Here is a 22,726-nt window from a genome sequence, read left to right as displayed (position 1 = left end):
CCACGGACCGGCGCCTTCGCGCGTACCGGCGGAGGCGGGCTTCCCCGGGTGCCGGGGCAGCCCGCCTCCGTCAGATCTCGCCCTTGCGGCTCAGGAAGTTGAAGGCCAGCCAGCCCGGCAGCACCGGCAGCCAGAAGACCATCAGCCGGAACAGCAGCACCGCCGGCAGCGCCGTCTCGGCCGGCAGCCCGCCGAAGGTCAGCGCACCGATCAGCGCGGCTTCCACGGCGCCCACCCCGCCCGGTGTCGGCGCCGCCGAGCCCAGCGCGTTGCCCGCCAGGAAGGCCACCGCGATACCGGCGTAGCTGATCTGGTCGCCGCCGCCGAACGCCCGGATCGAGGCGTCCAGACACATCACGTTCGCCCCCGTCAGCAGCAGCATCCCGCCGATGCCGGTGACCAGCTTCCGCGGTCGCTGGAGGATGTCCAGCATCCGCGGCACCACGCCGGCGAACAGCGACCGCAGCCGGGTCACCACGAACTTCCGCAGCACCGGGACCGCCGTGACGACCAGGATCAGCACCGCCACCGTCAACAGACCGGCGATCACCGTCCGGGACGCCTGGATCTGCGGGGCGTGCTCGGTGCCGGTTAGATAGCCGAACGCCAGCAGCAGCACGATGTGGCTGCCCAGCCCGAACAGCTGGGACGCGCCGACGCTCGCCACCGCCAGGCCCGGACGCACCCCGGCCCGCTGGAGGAACCGGGTGTTCAGCGCCACCCCGCCGATCGCGGTGGGCGCCACCAGTTTCACGAAGTCGCCCGCGACCTGCGCGAGCAGCGTCCGCAGGAACGAGACCTTCTCGGTGACGAACCCCAGCAGGCTCATCGCCGCCGCGACGTACGTCAGCGCCGAGAAGAACGCCGCCACCAGCACCCACACCCATCGGGCCTGGTTGATCACGTCGCCGAGGTTGAAGTTGGTGAGCTGGGACAGCAGCAGGTACGCGGCGAACGCACCGGCGATCCAGGTGATCAGGATCCGCGGGCTCAGCCGCTCCAGCTTCGCCGGCTCGATGACCGCGGTCGGCCGGATCAGCAGCACCTGTCGGCGGATCTGGGCGAGCAGGTCCTCCTCCAGGGCCTCTTCCGACGCCTCCTCCAGGGCCCGCTTCTCGGCGGTCTTCTCCGCGTTCCGCATCGCCCGCAGCGCCTTGCGGTCGCGGGGGCCGCTCGTTTCCCGGGCCTCCCGCGCCTCCTTCGCGGCCTGCGAGGCGGCGAGCACCGCCTCCCGCTCCCGCTTGGACCGCTCCCTGGCCAGCTGGCGCAGGGTGGCCCGGGTGGTGCGGCTGAGCGCGATCGGCTGGAGCAGCGGCAGGCTGTCGGCCACCGCGTCGGGGCCGAGCACCTCGACGGCCGCGGCGACCGCCCGCTCGGCGCCGACCCGCAGCCCACAGGTGGACAGCAGCTGGGCGATGTCCATCCGCAGCACCAGATCGCCGGCGGCGATCTCGCCGCCCCGCAGATCGGTCAACACGATGTTGCCGGAACGATCCACCAGCAGGGCGTCCCCGACCAGCCGCCGGTGCGCGATCCGCCGCGACTGCAGCGCGGCCACCTGCCGCCAGGCGCTGTGCATCAGCTCGTCGGTGATCTCCTCGTCGGCCAGCGCGTCGAAGCTGCGGCCGCCGATGTGCTCGTAGACCAGCATCACCGCGTCCGGTCCGAGCTCGGAGGTGGCGATCAGCTTGGGTGCGTTGGCCCCGGCCGCGATCGCCGCGTACGCCAGCAGCGCCTCCTGCTCCAGGGCCTGGCGCAGCGACTGGAGGCTGCGGCGCTGGTTGATGCCGCGCAGCGACAGCCGCCGCCACACCCGGTAGAAGAAGCCCTGCGCCTGCTGCTCGCGGTCCACGACGGTGACGTCGATCGGCGGGCCGTCCTCCAGGGCGACGAGGTAGCGGCGGCCCCGGTCGCCGTGGTCCGGGCTGCCGTCCTCCGCGCGCATCGCGCTGACCGGCCGGAAGCCGACCCGGCGCAGGCCCGCGAGGAGGTTCTGGCCGGTGGGGCGGACGTTGGGCGAGCCGACGGCGTAGAGGGTGCCGAAGGCGACGGTCCAGCCGATCAGCACGGTCACCACGATCGCGAACGGGGTGGTGTACCGCCCGATCAGCACCGCGAACGCGTCCAGCAACAGGACGCACCACATCGCGACCCGCCAGCGGGGCCGCCGGGACATCCCCACTGCCGTCATGTAGGCGATCACCGGCGCCAGATAGCTGTGCACCGGCGCGGACAGCGCCCCGTTGGCCAGCGGCTGGGTCAGCGCGCTGCGGATCGAGGCGGGGGCCGCCTCGGCCACCCACAGGTCGGTGGCGAGCGACACCCCGTGCGCCAGTACGGCGGCCAGTACGCCGTCCGCGATCCGCAGCCCGTCCCGCTTGATCAGGCGTTCCACGGCGTAGGCCACCGGCACGATCAGCACCAGGACGCTGGAGGCCAGCCCGGCCAGGTTGATCAGCAGCGGCGGGGCCGCCCCGGCGCCCTGCCCGATGTCGTTCTTCAGCCCCTGGGTGGTGCCGTGCGCGAACGTCGCCAGCGCCAGCACCAGTGCGATCCCGGCGATGCCGAGCAGCAGCCGCAGCAGGTCGGCGGGGCGGTGCACCCGCGCCGGCAGCAGCGGCTCGTCGACCGCGAGCCGGTCCACGTGGAACTCGCCGCTGTCCTCCGGGCCGCCCGTGGAGCGGTACGCGCCGGTGCGGGGCACGCCCCGGGGCGCGTCGTCGGCGGTCTTGTGGTGCTCCAGCCGCTCCTCCGGCTGCTGATCGCTCTGGGCGCTCTCCTTCGTCCGCCGTACGGGCTGGTGCCGCTCGGGTGGCTCCGGCGCCGTGGGCCGTCCCGGCCTCGCGGACGCCTCGGGTCGTTCGGCCTTCTCGATCGTGCTCGCCTTTTCGGTAGCGGAGGCCGCGGTCGGCTTCCGTTGTCGCTTCCCCTGTTCCGCCGCCCGCGGCCCTTGCGGCTGCGCGGTCCCTGCGGTCGGATCCGGGGCGGTGCCGGCTGCCAGCACATCAGGGGCGCCCGCCTCCCGTGGAGGCGCCGCACCCTGCTGTTCGGCCGTCTCTTCTTGATCTCGTATCACCAGTCACCGTCCGGAAGATGGTGGCACGGCCGTCCGGCCCGGGGAGGCATCAGGGTGCATTTGGGGTCCACGGGAAGTGGAACCACCGCCACCGCACACGGTCTCCGCCGTTCTCAGGGTTTACCCCGGCCGGCGCAGGACCGAGCGTCCAAGCCCATTGTCGGTGCTGTGCGGCAGGATGGACCGAATGAAGGGGACCGGAGACACGGACAGCGCCGGCACCGCCGGCGACGGACCGGCCGCCGCCGTGGAACTGCCCGACTACGCCGAGCGGGTCCTCGGCGTCGCCGAGCTGATCCCGCCCGGCCGGGTCATGACGTACGGGGACGTCGCGGAGTGGCTCAAGGACGAGGAGCACCCCCAGGGGCCGGCGCCCGGCGGCCCCCGGCAGGTGGGCCGGGTGATGGCCCTCTACGGGGGCGCGGTGCCCTGGTGGCGGGTGGTGCGCGCGGACGGCGTCCTGCTCCCCGGGAGCGAACTGCGCGCCCTGGCCCACTACCGCGACGAGGGCACGCCCCTCCGAGGAGCCTCGGAGGCGTCGATGAGGGGCGGTGGCCGGGCGACGGGCGGGCATGTACCGCGGATCGACATGCGGCGGGCACGATGGGACGGCGGCGGAGGCCCGGACGTGCCCTAGGGTCTGTCCGATGGGTCAGGGTCGGGCAGACCCTTAAAGTTGGCCCCTTGGCCGGTACGGTCGGCGGACCGCCGTACCGGGCGCGGCCCGCCGCGGCGCCCCGGACGGGCAGCGGCACCGCCCGGCACCCTCCGCACCACCACCAGCACTTCCCTTCCCAGGACCGGCGATCCACGTGAGTTCCTCCCTTCCGGCCGTCCCGCCGGCGCAGCCCCGCGAGGCGGCGCGGCGGGACGCCCCCGGCGCGTACCGGCTGGTGCGCACCCCGCCGGAGCGGACCGTGCCGCCCACCCTGGACAGCGGCCAGCGCGCCGTGGTGGCGCACCGGGACGGGCCGCTGCTGGTCCTCGCCGGCCCGGGGACGGGCAAGACCACGACCCTGGTGGAGTCCGTGGTGCGCCGCATCCGGGACGGGGGCGACCCCGAGCGGATCCTCGTCCTGACCTTCAGCCGGAAGGCCGCGGTCGCCCTGCGCGACCGGCTGGCCGCCCGCCTGGCCGACCACGACGGTGCCCCCGTGCCGTCCCGGCGCGGGGGAGGCCCGTCCGCCGTCCGCCGGCCGGGCGTCCCGCAGGCCACCACCTTCCACTCCTTCTGCTACGCCCTGGTCCGCGCCCACCAGGACGCCGACCTCTTCGCCGACCCGCTGCGGCTGCTCTCCGGACCCGAGCAGGACCTCGTCGTCCGCGAGCTCCTGGAGGGCCAGGCGGAGCTCGCCGGCGCCGGCCGCGCCCGGGTGAGCTGGCCGGACGAGCTGCGGGCGTGCCTGACCACCCGCGGGTTCGCCGACGAGGTCCGCGCGGTGCTGGCCCGCAGCCGCGAACTGGGCCTGGGCCCGGACGCGCTGGGCGCCTTCGCCCGCCGCACCGGCCGCCCCGACTGGCAGGCCGCGGCCGGCTTCCTCGCCGAATACCTCGACGTCCTGGATGCCCAGGGAGTGCTGGACTACGCCGAGCTGGTGCACCGCGCGGTACTCCTGGCCGAGGGCCCGGAGGCCGCCGCCCAGCTGGCCGGCGCCTACGACGCGGTCTACGTCGACGAATACCAGGACACCGACGCCGCCCAGGTACGGCTGCTGCGGGCGCTCGCCGGCCACCGGGGCGCACCGGCCGCGCCCGGCTCCCCGGGCCGCACGCTGCTCGCCTTCGGTGACCCGGACCAGTCGATCTACGCCTTCCGCGGCGCCGACGTCAACGGCATCCTCGACTTCCCCGAGACCTTCCGGCGCGCCGACGGCACCCCCGCCCCGGTCGCCGTCCTCGGCACCTCCCGCCGCTCCGGAGCCGAGCTGTTGGCCGCCACCCGTCTGCTGACCCGCCGGATGCCGCTCACCCGTCTTCCGGCCGACGCCGTCCGCGCCCACCGGGAGCCGACGCCCGTACGGGACGGCGGCCGGGTCGAGGTGTACACGTATCCGACCCCCGGCGCCGAGCTGGACAACATCGCGGACCTGCTGCGCCGCGCCCACCTGGAGGAGGGGGTGCCCTGGCGCGAGATGGCTGTCCTGGTACGCGCCGGGGGGCGCTCGATCCCCGCCGTGCGCCGTGCGCTGACCGCCGCCGGGGTCCCGCTCGACATCGACGGCGACGACCTGCCGCTGCGCCACGAACCGGCGGTCGCCCCGCTGCTGACCGCCCTGCGGGTGGCCGCGGGGGCGCCGGGCGCACCGGACGACACCGTGGGCGCACCGGACGACACCGTGGACGTACCGGACGACGCCGTGGACGTACCGGACGACGCCGTGGACGCATCCGACGCGCCCGACGGCGCCCCGGGCGACCCGGACCCGCAGGACGCCGCCCCGGACGGCGCGACCGCCCTGCGCATCGACCCCGAGACCGCCGTCGACCTGCTGACCTCCCCCCTGGGCGGCATGGACGCCGCCGATCTGCGGCGGCTGGGCCGGGCGCTGCGCGAGGAGGAGCGGGCGGCCGGCCGCCCGCTGCCGCCCCCCTCCGACGAGCTGATCGCCCGCGCGCTGTCCGAGCCCGAGCGCCTGGTGGCCCACGACCCCGGTTACGCCCGCGGCGCCCAGCGGCTCGGCCTGCTGCTGCGCAAGGCCCGGGAGCTCCTCGCCGGCGGCGGGACGGCCGAGGAGGCGCTGTGGCAGCTGTGGGACGGCACCCCCTGGCCGGGGCGGCTGGAGCGGGCCGCCCGGCGCGGCGGGGCCGCCGGCCGCAACGCCGACCGGGACCTGGACGCGGTGGTCGCCCTGTTCGAGACCGCGGCCCGCGCCGAGGAGCGCACCGGTGGCCGCGGCGCCCTGAACTTCCTGGAGGAGCTGGACGCCCAGGACATCGCCGCGGACACCCTCACCCGCCGCACGGTCCGCCCGGACGCGGTGCGCTTGATGACCGCGCACCGCGCCAAGGGCCTGGAATGGCGGTTCGTGGTCGTCGCCGGGGTCCAGGAGGGCCTCTGGCCCGACCTGCGGCGGCGCGGCTCGCTCCTGGAGGCGGACCGGATCGGCCGGGACGGCCTGGCCGAACCGCTCACCCCGGGCGCCCTGCTCGCCGAGGAGCGCCGGCTGTTCTACGTGGCCGCGACCCGGGCCCGGGAGCGCCTGGTGGTCACCGCGGTGAAGGCCGCGGCCGAGGACGGCGACCAACCGTCCCGGTTCCTGACCGAGCTGGGCGTCGCCCCCCAGGACGTCACCGGCCGCCCCCGCCGCCCCCTGACGGTCGCCGCGCTCGTCGCCGAGCTGCGCGCCACCACCGTCGACCCGGAGGCCGGGCCGGCGCTGCGCGAGGCCGCCGCCCGACGGCTGGCCAAACTGGCCGCCCTGCGCGACGACGACGGGTACCCCCTGGTGCCGGCCGCGCACCCGGACAGCTGGTGGGGCCTGCACGAGCCCACCCACAACGCGGTCCCGCTGCGCGACCGCGACCAGCCCGTGGTGCTCTCCGGCAGCGCCCTCGACCAACTGGCGAACACCTGCGCCCTCCAGTGGTTCCTGGGCCGCGAGGTGAAGGCCGACGCCCCGGCCACCGCCGCCCAGGGCTTCGGCAACGTCGTCCACGTCCTCGCCGACGAGGTCGCCTCCGGACGCACCCCCGCCGACCTGTCCGTCCTGATGGAGCGGCTGGACTCGGTGTGGGACGCGCTCGCCTTCGACGCCCCGTGGAAGTCCCGCCAGGAGAAGGACAGCGCCCGCGCCGCCCTGGAGCGCTTCCTGCGCTGGCACGTCATGGAGCGCGAGACCCTCGGCCGGGACACCGTCGCCACCGAGCACGGCTTCGACGTCACCCTCGACGCCGGCTCCTACGAGGTCCGCATCCGCGGCAGCATGGACCACGTCTCGCGGGACGCCCAGGGCCGCGCCTACGTCGTCGACTTCAAGACGGGCAAGCAGAAGCCGACCGGGCCCGAGGTCGCCCGCCACCCGCAGCTGGCCGTCTACCAGCTCGCGGTCGTCGAGGGCGCCCTGGACGACGCCTTCGACGGCCGCCGGCCGGAACCGGGCGGCGCCGAACTCGTCCACCTGCGGCTGGGCGCGCCCCGCAAGGAGGGCGGCGACGCGCTGCCGGCCGTCCAGGCGCAGCCGCCGCCGGAGGGCGACTGGGTCGGCGACCTGCTCGCCACCGCCGCCGGCCGCGTCCTGGAGGAGCGCTTCACGCCCACCGCCGGTTCGCACTGCACGCACTGCGCCTTCCGGGCCTCGTGCAGCGCGCGGCCGGAGGGCCGGCAGATCGTGGAGTGACCGGCCTGGGCCGGTTCGTGCCCGCGCTGACCTGCGCGAACGCCGAGCGCGGAGGGATTGTCGGTGGCGGCCGTTACGGTGTCCGATGTGTCAGCTCGTATCACCGACCCCGAGCAGCTCAAGGAGTTGCTCGGCATCCCGTTCACCCCGGAGCAGACGGCGTGCATCACGGCGCCGCCCGCCCCGCAGGTCATCGTGGCCGGAGCCGGTTCGGGCAAGACCACCGTCATGGCCGCGCGGGTGGTGTGGCTGGTCGGCACCGGCCAGGTCGCGCCCGAGCAGGTCCTCGGGCTGACGTTCACCAACAAGGCGGCGGGCGAGCTGGCCGAGCGGGTCCGCGCGGCCCTGCTGGCGGCCGGCGTCACCGACCCCGAGGCGCTCCCCGAGGGCGCCGGGGGAGCCGAGTCGCCCCCGGGGGAACCGCGGATCTCCACGTACCACGCCTTCGCCGGCCAGCTCCTCAAGGACCACGGCCTGCGCATCGGCCTGGAGCCCAGCGCCCGGCTGCTCGCCGACGCCACCCGCTTCCAGCTCGCCGCCCGCACCCTGCGCGCCGCCCCCGGCCCCTACCCGTCGCTCACCACCTCGCTGCCCACCCTCGTGGAGGACCTCCTCGCCCTCGACGGCGAGCTGGCCGAGCACCTGGTGGAGCCGGCCGCCCTGCACGCCCACGACACCGCCCTGCTCGCCACCCTGGACGGCGCCAAGCTCAGCAACGCCGACCTGCGCAAGGCCCCCGAGGCCGCCCACGGCCGGCTGGAACTGCTCGACCTGGTCGGCGCGTACCGCCGCGAGAAGCGCCGCCGCGACCTGCTGGACTTCGGCGACCAGATCGCCCTCGCGGCCACCCTGGCCACCACCCGCCCCGAGGTCGGCGCGCTGCTGCGCGAGGAGTTCCGGGTCGTCCTCCTCGACGAGTACCAGGACACCTCCGTCGCCCAGCGGCTGCTGCTCTCCGGTCTCTTCGGCGCCGGTCCGACCACCGGGGCCGCCACCGGGCATGCCGTCACCGCCGTCGGCGACCCCTGCCAGGCCATCTACGGCTGGCGCGGCGCCTCCGTCGCCAACCTCGACGACTTCCCCGCCCACTTCCCGTTCGCCGACGGCAGCCCGGCCCGCCGCTTCGCCCTCAGCGAGAACCGCCGCAGCGGCGGCCGCCTCCTGGAGCTCGCCAACCGCCTCGCCGCCCCGCTGCGCGCGATGCATGCCGGGGTGGAGGCGCTGCGCCCGGCCCCCGGCGCCGAACGGGACGGCGTGGTCCGCTGCGCCCTGCTGCCCACCCACGCCGAGGAGCTCGGCTGGCTCGCCGACTCCCTCGCCCACCTGGTCCGCACCGGCACCCCGCCCGGCGGGATCGCGGTGCTGTGCCGCACCGCCGCCGACTTCGCCGCCATCCAGGGCGAGTTGGTGGCCCGGGACATCCCCGTCGAGGTCGTCGGCCTCTCCGGGCTGCTGCACCTCCCCGAGATCGCCGACCTGGTCGCGGTCTGCGAGGTCCTCCAGGACCCGACGGCCAACGCCTCACTGGTCCGCCTGCTGATCGGCCCCCGCTGGCGGATCGGCCCCCGCGACCTGGCGCTGCTGGGCCGCCGGGCCCGCGCCCTGGCCCACACCTCCCGCGGCGGCTCCGCCGACGACGACCCCGAGCGACGCCTCGCCGAGGCCGTCGAGGGCGTCGACCCGGCCGAGACGGTCTCGCTCGCCGACGCGCTCGACACCTTCCTGGAGACCGGCGGCTCCGACGACGGCCTGCCGTTCTCGCCGGAGGCCCGGGTCCGCTTCGCCCGCCTGGCCACCGAACTCCGCGACCTGCGGCGCTCGCTCGCCGACCCGCTGATGGACGTGCTCCACCGGATCCTCGCCGTCACCGGTCTGGAGGTCGAGCTGTCCGCCTCGCCGCACGCCCTGGCCGCCCGCCGCCGGGAGACCCTGGGCACCTTCCTCGACCTCGCCGCCGGGTTCGCCGCCAAGGAGGGCGGCGCCGCCCTCGACGGCGAGGCGACCCTGCTGGCCTTCCTCGGTTTCCTGCGCACCGCCGTCCAGTACGAGAAGGGCCTGGACAGCTCGCTCCCGGGCGGCGAGGACACCGTCAAGGTGCTCACCGCCCACAAGTCCAAGGGCCTGGAGTGGGACGTCGTCGCGGTGCCCGGCCTGGTGGCCAAGCAGTTCCCCAGCGAGCAGGCCCGTGAGTCCTGGATCAGCCGCGCCAAGGTCCTGCCGCACGCCCTCCGCGGTGACGCCGAGACCCTGCCCGACGTGGCGGAGTGGACCGCCCGCGGCGTCAAGGACTTCAAGGAGGAGATGAAGCACCACCAGGAGATCGAGGAACTCCGCCTGGGCTACGTCACCTTCACCCGCCCCCGCTCCCTCCTGCTGGGCTCCGGCCACTGGTGGGGCCCCAGCCAGAAGCGCCCCCGTGGCCCGTCCGCCTTCCTGGAGGCGCTGCGCGAGCACTGCGAGGCCGGCCACGGCGAGATCGAGGTCTGGGCCGACCCACCGGAGGAGGGCGCCGAGAATCCGGCCCTCGCCGAGGACGCCGCCGATCAGCCCTGGCCGCTGCCGCTGGATCCCACCGCCATGGCCCGCCGCCGCGCGGCCGCCGCCACCGTCCGCGACCACCTCGCCGCGTACGCCGCGCCCGCCACCCCGTCCCCCGCGTACGACCCGGAGTGGCCGCCGCCACCGGACGACGAGGAGTGGGACGGGGACTGGGCGGCCTCCTCCGAGGACGCGCCGTACCCGCCGTTCGACGACGCCCCGTATGACGAGTCCCCGTTCGACGACGCCCCGTATGACGACGCGTACGACGCACACGACGACGGGCCCGACGCCCCGCATGCCGGCGGCGAGGGCGTAGCCGCGCTCCCGCACCCGCGCCTCATCGCCCAGCGCTCCGCCGAGCCCGATCCGGCGACCCTCGTCGGCGGTCCCGCTCCCACGGACCCCCCGGGGCGACAGCCCTCGGCGCTGCTCCCCGAGGAGCGCCGCGCCGTGGCGTCCTGGGACCGCGATCTGGAGGCGCTCGCCACCGAGCTGCGCAGCTCCCGCGCCCGGGTCCGCGACGTCCCGCTGCCGGCCTCGCTCACCGCCACCCAGCTGCTCCAGGTCGCCGCGGATCCGGACGGCTTCGCGCGCGAGCTGGCCCGCCCGATGCCGCGCCCGCCGCAGCCCGCGGCCCGCCGCGGCACCCGCTTCCACGCCTGGGTCCAGTCCCGTTTCGAGGAGCTGCCGCTGCCCCTGCTCGGCCCCGACGAGCTGCCCGGCGCCGAGCCCGGCGAGGCGGCGGAGATCGCCGACGAACAGGACCTGGCGGCCCTGAAGGAGGCGTTCGCCCGGACCCCGTACGCGCACCGGACCCCGTTCCGGGTGGAGGTCCCCTTCCGGATGACGCTCGCCGGGCGGGTGATCCGCGGCCGGATCGACGCGGTCTACAAGGAGCACGGCCCGGACGGTGACCGCTTCGAGATCGTCGACTGGAAGACCGGCCGGCACCTGCCCGCCGGCAGCGGCGGCGCGGACCCGCTCCAGCTGGCCGTCTACCGTCTGGCCTGGGCCGAGCGGTACGGCCTGGCGCCGTCCGAGGTCGGCGCCGCGTTCGTCTTCGTCCGTACCGGCGAGGTGGTCAGGCCCGCCCGGCTGCCGGGCCGGGCCGGGCTCGAACGGATCCTGCTCGGGGAGACCGCCGACCGACATCCCCCGGAAGGCCGATAGGCTCGGGCGTATGAGCACCACCTCGGACAACGCCGTCCGCGCGTACATCGCCGATCACCGCGACGGCTTCCTCGCCGATCTCGCGGAGTGGCTGTGCATCCCCTCCGTCTCCGCCGACCCCGGTTGTGCGGCCGAGGTGCGTCGTAGCGCCGAGTGGCTCGCCGGCAAGCTCGCGGAGACCGGCTTCCCGGTGACCGAGGTGTGGGAGACCGAGGGGCTGCCCGCGGTCTTCGCCGAGTGGCCCGCCGGGGACCCGTCCGCCCCGACCGTGCTCGTCTACGGCCACCACGACGTCCAGCCCGCCGCCCGCGAGGACGGCTGGCACACCGACCCCTTCGAGCCGGTGACCGTCGACGGCAGGCTCTACGCCCGCGGCGCCGCCGACGACAAGGGCCAGGTCTTCTTCCACACCCTCGGGGTCCGCGCCCACCTGGCCGCGACCGGCCGCACCGCGCCCGCGGTCAACCTCAAGCTGCTCATCGAGGGCGAGGAGGAGTCCGGCTCGCCGCACTTCCCGGCCCTGATCCAGCGCCACGCCGACCGTCTGGCCTGCGACGCGGTGATCGTCTCCGACACCGGGATGTGGGCCGAGGACACCCCCACCGTCTGCACCGGCATGCGCGGACTGACGGACTGTCAGATCGAGCTGTTCGGCCCCGACCAGGACATCCACTCCGGCTCGTTCGGCGGCGCGGTGCCCAACCCGGCCACCGAGGCGGCCCGGCTCGCCGCCGCGCTGCACGACGCTGACCGACGGGTCGCGATCCCCGGCTTCTACGACGGGGTGATCGAGCTCACCGAGCGCGAGCGCGAACTCTTCGCCGAGCTGCCCTTCGACGAGGAACGCTGGCTGCGCACCGCGCACTCGCACGCCACCCTCGGCGAGACCGGCGCCACCACCCTGGAGCGCATCTGGGCCCGCCCCACCGCCGAGGTCAACGGCATCGGCGGCGGCTATCAGGGCCCCGGCGGCAAGACCATCGTGCCGTCCTCCGCCCAGCTGAAGCTCTCCTTCCGGCTGGTCGCCGGCCAGGACGCCGCCGCCGTCCAGCAGGCCGTCCGCAGCTGGGTCGCCGACCGGCTGCCGGCCGGCATCCGCCACGAGATCACCTTCTGGGGCGCCACCCGCCCCTGCCTCACCCCGCTCGACCACCCGGCGCTCCAGTCCGTCGTCCGCGCCATGGGGCGGGCCTTCGACACCACGATCCGCTTCACCCGCGAGGGTGGTTCGGGTCCGGCGGCCGACCTCCAGGACGTCCTCGGCGTCCCGGTCCTCTTCCTGGGCATCTCGGTGCCCTCCGACGGCTGGCACGCGCCGAACGAGAAGGTCGAGCTCGACCTGCTGATGAAGGGCGTGGAGACCGCCGCCTACCTCTGGGGCGACCTGGCGGACGCCTGGCGCCCGTCCTGACCCGCGCGCACCGCCGTACCGCTCCGCGCCCGCACGCAGCAATCACCCACGCCATAGGGGGAGTTGGAAACAGCAGTGACCACCTGGACCGACAGCACGGCCGACCGACCGATCACCTTCAGCGCGCCGAGCGGCATCGACCGCTCCGCCCATCACCGTCTCGACGAGGCATGGCTGGCGGCGGCCTGGAGCCACCCGACGACGCGCGTCTTCGTCGTGTCCGGGGGCCAGGCGCTGATCGACGACACCCCCGACGGCCGCACCGAACTGATCATGACGCCGTCCTTTGAGGCGCCGCTGACCGAGGCCCACCGCTACTACCTCGGCACCGACGAGGACGGGGTCAGCTACTTCGCCCTCCAGAAGGACTCGCTGCCCGGCCGCCTGGACCAGTCCGCCCGCGCCGCCGGACTCCGCGAGGCCGGTCTGCTGCTCTCCCCCCGGGACGCCGGCCTCCTCGTCCACGCCGTGGCCCTGGAGAACTGGCAGCGGATGCACCGCTTCTGCTCCCGCTGCGGCGAGCGGACGGTCATCGCGGCGGCCGGCCACATCCGCCGTTGCCCGGCCTGTGGCGCCGAGCACTACCCGCGCACCGACCCGGCCGTGATCATGCTCGTCACCGACGAGCAGGACCGCGCCCTGCTCGGCCGCCAGGTCCACTGGCCCGAGGGGCGCTTCTCCACCCTCGCGGGCTTCGTCGAACCGGGCGAGTCCATCGAGCAGTCGGTCGCCCGGGAGGTCTATGAGGAGGCCGGCGTCGTCGTCGGCGACGTCGAGTACGTCGCCAGCCAGCCCTGGCCCTTCCCCTCCAGCCTGATGCTGGGCTTCATGGCCCGCGCCACCTCCTCCGAGATCCAGGTGGACGGCGAGGAGATCGAGGAGGCCCGGTGGTTCTCCCGGGACGACCTCACCGCCGCCTTCGCCTCCGGCGAGGTCCTCCCGCCGTACGGCATCTCCATCGCGGCACGGCTCATCGAACAGTGGTACGGCAAGCCGCTGCCCCGGCCCTGACTCCCTCGGCCCCGGCCGCGGACGACGTCCCGGCCGGGGCCGAACACGGCATGGGGCCGCCGGCCGGCTCCCTCACCGGACCGGCCGACGGTCCCGCTTCGGCGGTGCGCCGGGCCCTCAGGCCGCGGCCACCTTCTCCTTGACCTGCGCCAGGGACGGGTTGGTCAGCGTCGTGCCGTCGGCGAAGAGCACGGTCGGCACCGTCTGGTTGCCGCCGTTGGCCTTCTCCACGAACGCCGCGGACTCCGGGTCCTGCTCGATGTTGATCTCGGTGTAGGCAATGCCCTCGCGGTCCATCTGGCCCTTCAGCCGACGGCAGTAACCGCACCAGGTCGTGCTGTACATCGTCACAGTGCCCGCCATGCGTCCCGCGCTCCTTAGCTCGGTTTCTCTCGTGATCATGTGCCACGCGCGTCCAGTCGACGCCGTGGCACCGTCCCTCACAACGCGCACCGGGCCCGGACCATTCCCGCCCGCCCACCGGCGCTCGCCCGCGCCCGCCGCCGTCCCCGGCCCGGCCCACCGGTACGACCGGTCCCCGGCCGGTGTGGACGGCTTTCCCGGGTGCCCCCGCGGACCTGGCAGCATGGCGGGGTGACAGCAGCAACGGACGCCACTCTCTTCCCGCAGGTTCCGGCGACGGCCGACGCGGTGCTCGACGGGCTCGACCCCGAGCAGCGCGAGGTCGCCACCGCCCTGCACGGACCGGTGTGCGTCCTGGCCGGTGCCGGCACCGGCAAGACCCGTGCGATCACCCACCGCATCGCCTACGGAGTCCGGGCCGGGATCCTCCAGCCCGCCAGTGTGCTCGCCGTCACCTTCACCGCCCGCGCGGCCGGCGAGATGCGCGGCCGGCTCCGGCAACTCGGCGCGGCCGGTGTGCAGGCCCGCACCTTCCACTCCGCCGCCCTGCGCCAGCTCCAGTTCTTCTGGCCCCGGGCGATCGGCGGCGAGCTGCCGCGGCTGCTGGACCGCAAGGGCCCGCTGATCGCCGAGGCCGCCGCCCGCTGCCGCCTCCGCCTGGACCGCAACGAGCTGCGCGACGTCACCGGCGAGGTCGAGTGGGCCAAGGTGACCCAGACGGTGCCGGCCGACTACCCGGCCGCGGCCGCCAAGGCCGGCCGCGAGGCACCCCGCGACCCCGCCGAGATCGGCCAGATATACGCCACGTACGAGCAGCTCAAGCGCGACCGCGGCACCATCGACTTCGAGGACGTGCTGCTGCTCACGGTCGGCGTGCTCCAGGACCGGCACGACATCGCCGAGCAGGTCCGCAGCCAGTACCAGCACTTCGTCGTCGACGAGTACCAGGACGTCAGCCCGCTCCAGCAGCGGTTGCTGGAGCTGTGGCTGGGCGACCGCGACAGCCTGTGCGTGGTCGGCGACGCCAGCCAGACCATCTACAGCTTCACCGGCGCCACCCCGGACCACCTCCTCGACTTCCGGGTCCGCCGCCCGCACGCCACGGTCGTCAAGCTCGTCCGCGACTACCGCTCCACCCCCCAGGTCGTCCACCTCGCCAACGGTCTGCTCTCCCGGGCCCGGGGCCGGGCCGCCGAGCACCGCCTGGAGCTGATCTCGCAGCGCGAGCCGGACACCGAGCCGGTCTTCACCGAGTACGCCGACGAGCCCGCCGAGGCCGAGGGCACCGCCCGCCGGATCCGCGACCTGATCGCCACCGGCGTCCCGGCGAGCGAGATCGCGGTCCTGTTCCGCATCAACGCCCAGTCCGAGGTCTACGAACAGGCCCTCGCCGACGCCGGGGTGCCCTACCAACTGCGCGGCGCCGAGCGGTTCTTCGAGCGGCCCGAGGTGCGCGAGGCCGGCGCCAAGCTGCGCGGCGCGGCCCGCTTCGGCGGCAACGACACCCTGCTCGCCGGCGCGACCGGCCTGCCCTCCGAGGTCCGGGCGGTGCTCAGCGACATGGGCTGGACCGACCGGCCGCCGGCCGGCTCCGGCGCCGCGCGCGACCGCTGGGAGTCGCTCGCCGCCCTGGTGCGGCTCGCCGAGGACTTCGCCCGGGCCCGGCCGACGGCCACCCTCGCCGACCTCGTCGCCGAACTCGACGAGCGGGCCGGCGCCCAGCACGCCCCGACCGTCGAGGGCGTCACCCTCGCCTCGCTGCACGCCGCCAAGGGCCTGGAGTGGGACGCGGTGTTCCTGGTCGGCCTCACCGAGGGCATGCTGCCGATCCACCACGCCCGCACCGACGAGCAGGTCGAGGAGGAGCGCCGGCTGCTCTACGTCGGCATCACCCGGGCCCGGCGGCACCTGGCGCTGTCCTGGTCGCTGGCCCGCTCGCCCGGCGGGCGGCCCTCGCGCAGCGCCAGCCGCTTCCTGGACGGCCTCCGGCCCGGCTCCCGCGCGGCGGGTCACCGCGGCGGCGCGGGCGTGCTCAGGGGCGGCGTCGAGCGCGGCGGCAGCGCCTCGGCGGCCCCCGGCCGGCCCCGGCGGACGCACCGCAGCCCGGCCCGCTGCCGGGTCTGCAACCGCACGCTGACCGACCCCGGCGAGATGAAGCTGATGCGCTGCGAGGAGTGCCCCTCGGGGCTCGACGAGGCGCTCTACGAGCGGCTGCGGGACTGGCGCGCCGAGCAGGCCGCCCGGACCCGTCAGCCCGCCTACTGCGTCTTCACCGACAAGACCCTGATGGCCATCGCCGAGGTCGTCCCGACGGCCGCCGAGGAGCTCTCCGTCATCCCCGGCGTGGGCCGTCGCAAGCTCGACCGCTTCGGCGCCGACGTGCTGGCGATCTGCGCGGGTGAGGAGCCCGGCAGCGCCGTCGCGGAGGGGTCCGAGGACGGCGCGGAAAACTCGTCGGAAAAATAGTTTGCGCGCGCGGAGCGCATCCCCATAGCCTTCGGAAGCAGCGGAAACAACGGAACTTCCGAGATCCGATGAATCCGTGCTGTACTTGAACGCCCTGGACCGGGTTTCCCGGTCCCCGAGACGCCGAGAGGAGGCGAGCCCAGTGATCAGCTTCATCGAGACCAACAAAATGACCGATCTCTCGGTCGTCGCCCCCTGCGCTCTCGGCACCTCGCTCCTGGGCACCGGTCTGTCCGGCCTCGGCCGCCTGTCCGGTACCAAGGTCGCGCGTCCGGCCGCCCTCGCCTCCCTGACGGCGAGCGAGCGCATCGCGCGACCGACCGAGGCACCCGCGGCAGCAGTAGCGACGGCGGCGCATGCCTTCGCCTTCGCGACGGCGGCCAATGGTGCCGAATCCCGGGAGCAGTACCAGCCTCAGAACGACATGTGGGCCTACCGCGGCCTCGAACCCTGGAGAGATCCAGCCTGATCGGCGATCAGGTCGGCACCTTCCAGGGCCGCGGAACCCACACCGGGATCCGCGGTCCTTTTGTTTTGCCCAACGCGCCCGCCACCAGCCGGGCCGGAACAGACGAGGAACACACCACCGTGCAACTCCAGTCGCACACCCCGTCCGCCACCGACCTGATCCCTCCGCCCGACCTCCAGGAGAACCCCTTGTTGCCCCTCACCGAGCTCGACGACGAGATCGACCGCCTCGGCACCGCCGTACCGTGCCGCACCTATGACCCCGAGGTCTTCTTCGCCGAGTCCCCGGCCGACGTCGAGTACGCCAAGACGCTGTGCCAGACCTGCCCGGTGCGTGAGGCGTGCCTGGCCGGCGCCAAGGACCGCCGCGAGCCGTGGGGCGTCTGGGGCGGTGAGCTCTTCGTCCAGGGCGTCGTCGTGCCGCGCAAGCGTCCGCGGGGCCGTCCGCGCAAGAACCCGGTCGTGGCATGAACACCGCCCGCACAGGAACGATCGACCGTCCCGTCACCCGGGACCCCCAGAAGCAGGACCCCACGATGAACCCGACTTTCACCGAGACCACCGCTCCCGCGAACTTCGGCGCCCTCGAGTCGCGCCAGAACAGGAACCTCGCCATGCAACTCATGCCAGAAGCCCTGGCCAGGGCCCATGTGGAACAACGCCTGCAGGAAGCCGAGTCCCAACGCAGGGGACATCGGCTCGCCGCCGCGCGGCGGATGCAGCGGCGCGCCGAGCGCGCGTCGCTGCGCGCCCGGCGGGCGCTGGCCATGGCCGTGATGCAGTGACCGGGCACACCCGCACCGCACACTGATCCATCGTCACCACGGGGTCCGTCCGACAGGACGGGCCCCGTGCTGCGTTGCGCCCCGATTCGCGGGGCCTGCGGGGATATCGTCGGATGGTGGACCAGAAGACGCATCAACAGGCGGGGTTGACCCCCGACGGCACGGTCTGCGCGCGATGCGGCGCGGTGGCCGAGGGCGCCCCGCCGACCTGGACCTGCTCGGTCGAGAACGGCGAGCGCCGGTACTTCTGCGACCGCTGCGCCCGGGACAACATCCGTGCCATCGAGGGCCGGCTGGACTCCAGCTGGTGGTGACGGTCAGGCCGGACTCTCCGCCGGGTCCCCGGTGGAACTCTCCGCGCCCGGCTCGTCCGCGCCCGCTTCCTCCTCGGCCGCGTCCTCCGGCAGGAAGCCCGGCATCCACGCCGCCAGCTCGTCGCGCAGCCGCACCGTGGCACCCAGCTGGCACAGCACCCCGATAGTGCTCAACGTCACACGGTGTATCAGGAGGTAGGAGGGCGGCAGATTGAGCTGCTTGCCCAACTGGTGCGCGGGGGAGCGCGGGTCGCCGATCCGGGTCGCCTGGCGGCGCATCCAGCCCCGGGTGAAGGTGAACGCCTCCACCTGCGCGGGCTCGATGATCGGCAGCAGGTACTCCAGCACCGTGTCCGGATCCAGCTCGATGGACTCCTTGACGAAGCCCTCCTCGCACAGCATGCGGTAGACCGCGTCCGCCTCGCCGTCCAGGGCCATCCGCAGCGAGGTGCCGATCGTCGGCGGCAGCCCGCCGGGCAGCCGGTCGACCGTGCCGAAGTCCAGCACGCCCAGCCGCCACTGCGACACCGGACCGTCCGGCTCCTCCCCGGGCAACAGCCGGAAGTTGCCCGGGTGCGGGTCGGCGTGCAGCAGGCCCGTGCGCGCGGGACCGGAGAAGAGGAAGTGCGCCAGCAACTGGCCGGCGCGGTCGCGCTGCTCCTCGGTGCCGTCGGCGATCACCTCCGACAGCGGCACCCCCTCCAGCCACTCCGTCACCAGCACCTGGTCGCTCTGGTGCACCACGGCCGGTACCACCACGTCCGGATCGCCGGTGAACTCCGTTGCGTGCGCCTGCTGGGCCTCGGCCTCCAGGGCGTAGTCCAGTTCCTCCGAGACCCGGTCGCGCAGCTCGGTGATGAGCGGCTTGATGTCCATGCCCGGGATCAGCGGTCCGAGCAGCCGCGCGAACCGGCTGAGCTGCGTCAGGTCCGACAGCAGAGCCGGGCCCGCCCCCGGGTACTGCACCTTGACGGCCACCTCCCGGCCGTCGTGCCACACCGCCCGGTGCACCTGCCCGATCGACGCCGCCGCGGACGGCTTGTCCTCGAACTCCTCGAACAGTTCCCGCCAGTCCGCGCCGAGCCGCTCGGCCAGCACGGCGTGCACGGTGCTCGTCGGCATCGGCGGCGCCGCTTCCTGGAGCTTCGTCAGGGCCGCGCGGTAGGGACCGGCGACCTCCTCCGGCAGTGCCGACTCGAAGACGGACAGTGCCTGACCGAACTTCATCGCACCGCCCTTCAGCTCGCCGAGCACCTTGAAGAGCTGCTCCGCGGTGCGCTGTTGGAGCTCCCGGCCGACGATCTCGGCGGATCTGCCGCCGAGCCGTTTGCCCAGGCTCCAGGTGGCACGGCCGGCGAACCCCAGTGGCAGCGCGGCCAGCTTGGCGGTCCGGGTGACCGCCTTGCGGGGAAGATCAGACATGCGCCCCTCCAACTCACACCGTCCCCTACCGGGGTTACCCCGTCATTGTTGCGTGTCGCGGCCGCGGAACCGAGGCGTCCGCCGCTCCCCGTACGGCGGCGGCCCCGCAGCCGCAGTCGGGATGCGGGGCGATCCGCACCGTCCGGGCGCTCGCGCACGGCAGGGGGAGCTCCATCCGCGCCCCCGTGCACGGCGACGGCTCGCCGTCGAGGAACGCCAGCGCCTGGATGGCGGCGAGCCCGGCGACCGCCGTCGCCAGCGAGGCGTCACAGGCCGGCACCGCCGGTGTGCCGCGCCCCGAGCGCCACTGCGCGAGCAGGCGCGGCCAGGCTGGTTCCGCGTCCGTGCGCCGGAGTTCGTCGCAGCCGGCGCAGGCCGAGACGCCGGGCACCACCAGCGGGCCCACCACTCCGGTGCCCTCCAGCACACCCGCGTAGAGGTGCGGGATGCCCGCGGCGAGCAGCGGCTCGGCGAGCACCGGATCGGGAGCGTAGGCACCGAGGCCGTCGCGCGGGGCGAGCACCAGGAGCGAGATGCCGGGCTCGCCGGACTCGGTGACGGGGGCGCCCGGCCGCGGCCGGCGGCTCCACGGCGAGGACTCCCGGACCAGCCGGCGCGCGGCGTCGCCCCGCCGCTCGCCGATCTCACCGGCCGCTGGCCCGCCAGGGACGACGTCCCACGGTGCGACCGTGCCGCCGTCCACCGCGTCCACCCGGCCGATCCCCGACGCCGCCAGCAACGCCGCGATCTGGGCGCCCACCCGCCCCGCGCCCTTCACCTTGACCCGGACCGACCGTCGTGCCGCCATCTGCGCGAGCGGCCCCGCGGCCCCTCCGCGCTGCCGCACCGCCAGCGCGGCCAGATCCGCCCGCAGCCGCTCGACCGCCGGGCCGTCCGCCCGCACGGCGCCGTCCGACGGCCCCTCATCCGCCGGCGCCTCCAGCAGCCCTGCCGCGCCGAGCCGCGCCACCACCCCGCGCGCCCGCTCCGGCGGGACGTCCAGCGCCACGGCCTCGTCGACCAGTTGTGCCAGCGAGCGGGTGCCGTCGATCAGCTCCATGAAGCAGCCCGTCGCGAGGTCGAGCGGCCCGACCACCCGCGCATGGGCCGGAGCCACGCCGAACCGCACCGTCTCCCGGTCCCGCCAGCCGCGCCGCAGCGCGGGCTTGAGCATCGGATGCATGCCATCCGCCCCCCGTCTCTTCTCGTCCGACCCCCAGCATGCGCCGGCCGCGCGAACGGCACGGAAGTTATCCACAGGCGCCGGGGCATTACTCCTACGAGCCGTGCGCGCCGGGGCGTTCAGGTGGCGAACCGTCCGTGGGGCGGGACTTCCCGCAGTGCCAGCGGGTAACGTCGGGCGCGTGCCCGCCGACCCTTCCCCGCGCGGATCCGGGGAGACGCCCCTGCGCCGCGCCGCCGACCCCCCGCGCCGGGTCGAGCCGAGCCCGCCGGCCCGCACGGTCGAGGTGCGCCGCAGCACACGGCGCCGCCGCACGGTCTCCGCGTACCGCGAGGGCGACCGCACCATCGTCCTGATCCCGGCCCGGATGTCGCAGGCCGAGGAGGAGCGCTGGGTGGCGGTCATGCTGGACAAGCTCGCCGCCCAGGAGAGCAAGCGGATGCTGGGCGACGACGAACTGACCGAGCGGGCCGAGCGGCTCTCCGGGCAGTACCTCGACGGGCGGGCCCGGCCGGCGACGGTCCGCTGGGTCACCAACCAGAACACCCGCTGGGGGTCGTGCACCCCGGCCGAGGGCAGCATCCGCCTGTCGCACCGCCTGCAGGGCATGCCGGAGTACGTCATCGACTACGTCCTGCTGCACGAGTTGGCGCACCTTCTCGTCCCCGGCCACGGGCCGGAGTTCTGGCGCCTGCTGGAGCCCTATCCGCGCACGGAACGGGCCCGCGGCTACCTCGAAGGCGTGGTGGCCGCCGACCGGCTGCCGCATCTGCCCGCCGCCCGCCGCCGCTGACCGGGACGGGCCGTCCCCCGACGCGCACCGGCGCCGCTGGCCGCCCGCGCCAGGGGCTAGCCTGGCGCGGGTAAGGACTGAGCGCGAGAGTGGGGGAGGGGCGTTGCACATGGCCAGGCAATTCCAACGCGGCCACAAGGCCAGGCTTGCCGATCTGACGGCGGAACGGGACCTGTATATCGGGGTGCGGATCGCCGGCCCCGGTCTGACCTTCGACATCAGCTGCTTCGGACTGGACGCCGACGAACGGCTCTCCGACGACCGCTACTTCGTCTTCTACAACCAGCCCACGACGCCCGAGGGGGCGATCCGGCAACTCGGCCCGCAGGACGGCGACACCGACTCCTTCCAGGTCGCCCTCGACCGCATCCCGCCGCACATCCGGAAGCTGACCTTCACCGCCGCCCTCGACGGGGCGGGGCAGATGGCGCAGATCGGCCCCGGTTGCCTCCGTCTCGTTGCCGGCGGCGAAGAGGTGGCCCGGTACCCCTTCACCGGCGGCGAGTTCAGCACCGAGCGCGCCGTGATGCTCGGCGACCTCTACGTCAAGGACGCCTGGCGGTTCGCCGCGGTCGGCCAGGGCTTCGACGGTGGACTGGAGGCGCTGCTGACGAACTTCGGCGGCGAGGTCCTGGAGGAGGACGACGCGGCCGGTGCGGCGCCGGCGCCGCCCGCCGCGCAGGACGGGCCCGACTTCCTGCTGCCGCCGCCGGTCCCGGGCCCCGTCCCGTCCGCGGTGCCGCCCGCGTCCGTCCCGGCGCCGCCCGTGGTGTCCGTCCCGGACCCGCGCGCCCCGATGCCGCAGCACCCCCAGCAGACTCCGCCCCAGCAGACTCCGCCACCGCTGCCGCAGCCGGCCGCCGCGCAGATCCACAGTGCGCCGACGGTCATCGCGCCGATGGTCCCGCCCGGTGGTCCGGCGCCGCACCCGGGCGTACAGGGGCCGCCCCCGCCGCCGCCCCCGCCCCCGGGCGTGCGCGGCACCCAGCCTCCGCCTCCGCCTCCGCCTCCGCCGCCCCTGTACGGCCAGGCCCCCGGCGGCTTCCCGAACGGTCAGCAGCCCCCGCCGCTGCCCCCCTATGGACAGCAGCCACCGCCGCCTCCGTACGGTCAGCAGCCGCCGCCGCTGCCTCCGCAGGGCCAGCAGCCCCCGCCGCCCCCGTACGGTCACCAGCCCCCGCCGCCCGGCGGATACGGCGCGCCCCAGGGGCAGCCCGTGCCGCTTCCGCCGCCGGGTGCGTACGGTCAGCCCGGCCAGCAGCCCCCGGGAGCCCCGTACGCCCCGTATCCGGGGCAGGGCGCGCCGACCCCGGAGGACGGCGGCACGGGGCCCTGGCCGCACCCCGAATATCCGGGAGCCCCGGGCGATCCCCAGGGCGACCCGCA

General features: G+C 74.9%; 15 protein-coding genes and 1 pseudogene. 12 read left to right on the top strand and 4 right to left on the bottom strand.

The window, feature by feature from the left end; genetic code table 11:
• Positions 1–70 precede the first annotated feature (70 nt).
• Positions 71–3,076, bottom strand: coding sequence for a lysylphosphatidylglycerol synthase transmembrane domain-containing protein (locus SNOUR_RS14855; RefSeq protein ID WP_079142643.1), 3,006 nt, complete (start codon positions 3,074–3,076; stop codon positions 71–73).
• Positions 3,077–3,263: 187 nt separating this feature from the next.
• Here SNOUR_RS14855 and SNOUR_RS14850 point away from each other — a divergent pair, with 187 nt between their 5' ends.
• From SNOUR_RS14850 to nudC, 5 genes are all read left to right on the top strand, one after another.
• Positions 3,264–3,713, top strand: coding sequence for an MGMT family protein (locus SNOUR_RS14850; protein WP_067347138.1), 450 nt, complete (start codon positions 3,264–3,266; stop codon positions 3,711–3,713).
• A 175-nt stretch (positions 3,714–3,888) separates the two neighbouring features.
• The gene (locus tag SNOUR_RS14845; RefSeq protein ID WP_067347136.1) at positions 3,889–7,413 is read left to right on the top strand and encodes an ATP-dependent helicase; all 3,525 of its coding nucleotides are present in this window, start codon (positions 3,889–3,891) and stop codon (positions 7,411–7,413) included.
• An 87-nt stretch (positions 7,414–7,500) separates the two neighbouring features.
• Positions 7,501–11,124 (top strand): ATP-dependent helicase, encoded by a 3,624-nt coding sequence (locus SNOUR_RS14840; RefSeq protein WP_067358322.1) that lies wholly within the window; start codon positions 7,501–7,503, stop codon positions 11,122–11,124.
• A gap of 10 nt (positions 11,125–11,134) precedes the next feature.
• On the top strand, positions 11,135–12,535 hold the full coding sequence (locus SNOUR_RS14835; RefSeq protein WP_067347135.1) for a dipeptidase: 1,401 nt from the start codon (positions 11,135–11,137) through the stop codon (positions 12,533–12,535).
• A 75-nt stretch (positions 12,536–12,610) separates the two neighbouring features.
• Positions 12,611–13,546 carry an NAD(+) diphosphatase gene (nudC, locus tag SNOUR_RS14830; RefSeq protein WP_039632985.1) on the top strand — a complete coding sequence of 312 codons (936 nt, stop codon included), beginning with the start codon at positions 12,611–12,613 and terminating at the stop codon, positions 13,544–13,546.
• Between the two features lie 117 nt (positions 13,547–13,663).
• On the opposite strand, the gene SNOUR_RS14825 is transcribed toward nudC, so the two are convergent.
• The gene (locus SNOUR_RS14825; RefSeq protein ID WP_039632983.1) at positions 13,664–13,909 is read right to left on the bottom strand and encodes a mycoredoxin; all 246 of its coding nucleotides are present in this window, start codon (positions 13,907–13,909) and stop codon (positions 13,664–13,666) included.
• Between the two features lie 231 nt (positions 13,910–14,140).
• Here SNOUR_RS14825 and SNOUR_RS14820 point away from each other — a divergent pair, with 231 nt between their 5' ends.
• From SNOUR_RS14820 to SNOUR_RS14800, 5 genes are all read left to right on the top strand, one after another.
• Positions 14,141–16,375, top strand: a complete 2,235-nt coding sequence (locus tag SNOUR_RS14820) for an ATP-dependent DNA helicase UvrD2 (protein ID WP_067347133.1) — start codon at positions 14,141–14,143, stop codon at positions 16,373–16,375.
• Between the two features lie 142 nt (positions 16,376–16,517).
• Positions 16,518–16,844, top strand: coding sequence for a hypothetical protein (locus tag SNOUR_RS14815; RefSeq protein ID WP_067347131.1), 327 nt, complete (start codon positions 16,518–16,520; stop codon positions 16,842–16,844).
• A 119-nt stretch (positions 16,845–16,963) separates the two neighbouring features.
• Complete coding sequence (locus tag SNOUR_RS14810; protein ID WP_039640881.1) at positions 16,964–17,314, top strand: WhiB family transcriptional regulator; 351 nt, start codon at positions 16,964–16,966, stop codon at positions 17,312–17,314.
• Positions 17,311–17,628 carry a putative WhiB-interacting protein gene (locus SNOUR_RS14805; RefSeq protein WP_039632976.1) on the top strand — a complete coding sequence of 106 codons (318 nt, stop codon included), beginning with the start codon at positions 17,311–17,313 and terminating at the stop codon, positions 17,626–17,628. Before SNOUR_RS14810 ends, SNOUR_RS14805 begins: the two co-directional genes overlap by 4 nt.
• Positions 17,629–17,741: 113 nt before the next feature.
• Positions 17,742–17,942, top strand: coding sequence for a hypothetical protein (locus tag SNOUR_RS14800; RefSeq protein ID WP_067347130.1), 201 nt, complete (start codon positions 17,742–17,744; stop codon positions 17,940–17,942).
• Positions 17,943–17,945: 3 nt separating this feature from the next.
• Here the strand turns inward: SNOUR_RS14800 and SNOUR_RS14795 are convergent, their stop codons facing one another.
• Positions 17,946–19,364 carry an ABC1 kinase family protein gene (locus tag SNOUR_RS14795; protein ID WP_067347128.1) on the bottom strand — a complete coding sequence of 473 codons (1,419 nt, stop codon included), beginning with the start codon at positions 19,362–19,364 and terminating at the stop codon, positions 17,946–17,948.
• Between the two features lie 34 nt (positions 19,365–19,398).
• Positions 19,399–20,538: a ThiF family adenylyltransferase gene (locus SNOUR_RS14790; RefSeq protein WP_174717958.1), complete on the bottom strand. Its 1,140-nt coding sequence runs from the start codon at positions 20,536–20,538 to the stop codon at positions 19,399–19,401.
• A 190-nt stretch (positions 20,539–20,728) separates the two neighbouring features.
• On the opposite strand from SNOUR_RS14790, the gene SNOUR_RS14785 reads away from it, so the two are divergent.
• Both SNOUR_RS14785 and SNOUR_RS14780 read left to right on the top strand, forming a co-directional pair.
• Positions 20,729–21,340, top strand: coding sequence for a M48 metallopeptidase family protein (locus tag SNOUR_RS14785; protein WP_067347125.1), 612 nt, complete (start codon positions 20,729–20,731; stop codon positions 21,338–21,340).
• Between the two features lie 109 nt (positions 21,341–21,449).
• Positions 21,450–22,559, top strand: a pseudogene (locus tag SNOUR_RS14780) (TerD family protein); the annotation flags it as partial.
• Between the last annotated feature and the right edge of the window lie 167 nt (positions 22,560–22,726).

The organism is Streptomyces noursei ATCC 11455 (assembly GCF_001704275.1).
Taxonomy (GTDB): Bacteria; Actinomycetota; Actinomycetes; order Streptomycetales; family Streptomycetaceae; genus Streptomyces; species Streptomyces noursei.
Note: the sequence above shows the minus strand (reverse complement) of the source record. Positions and strands in the feature narration are given on the sequence as shown.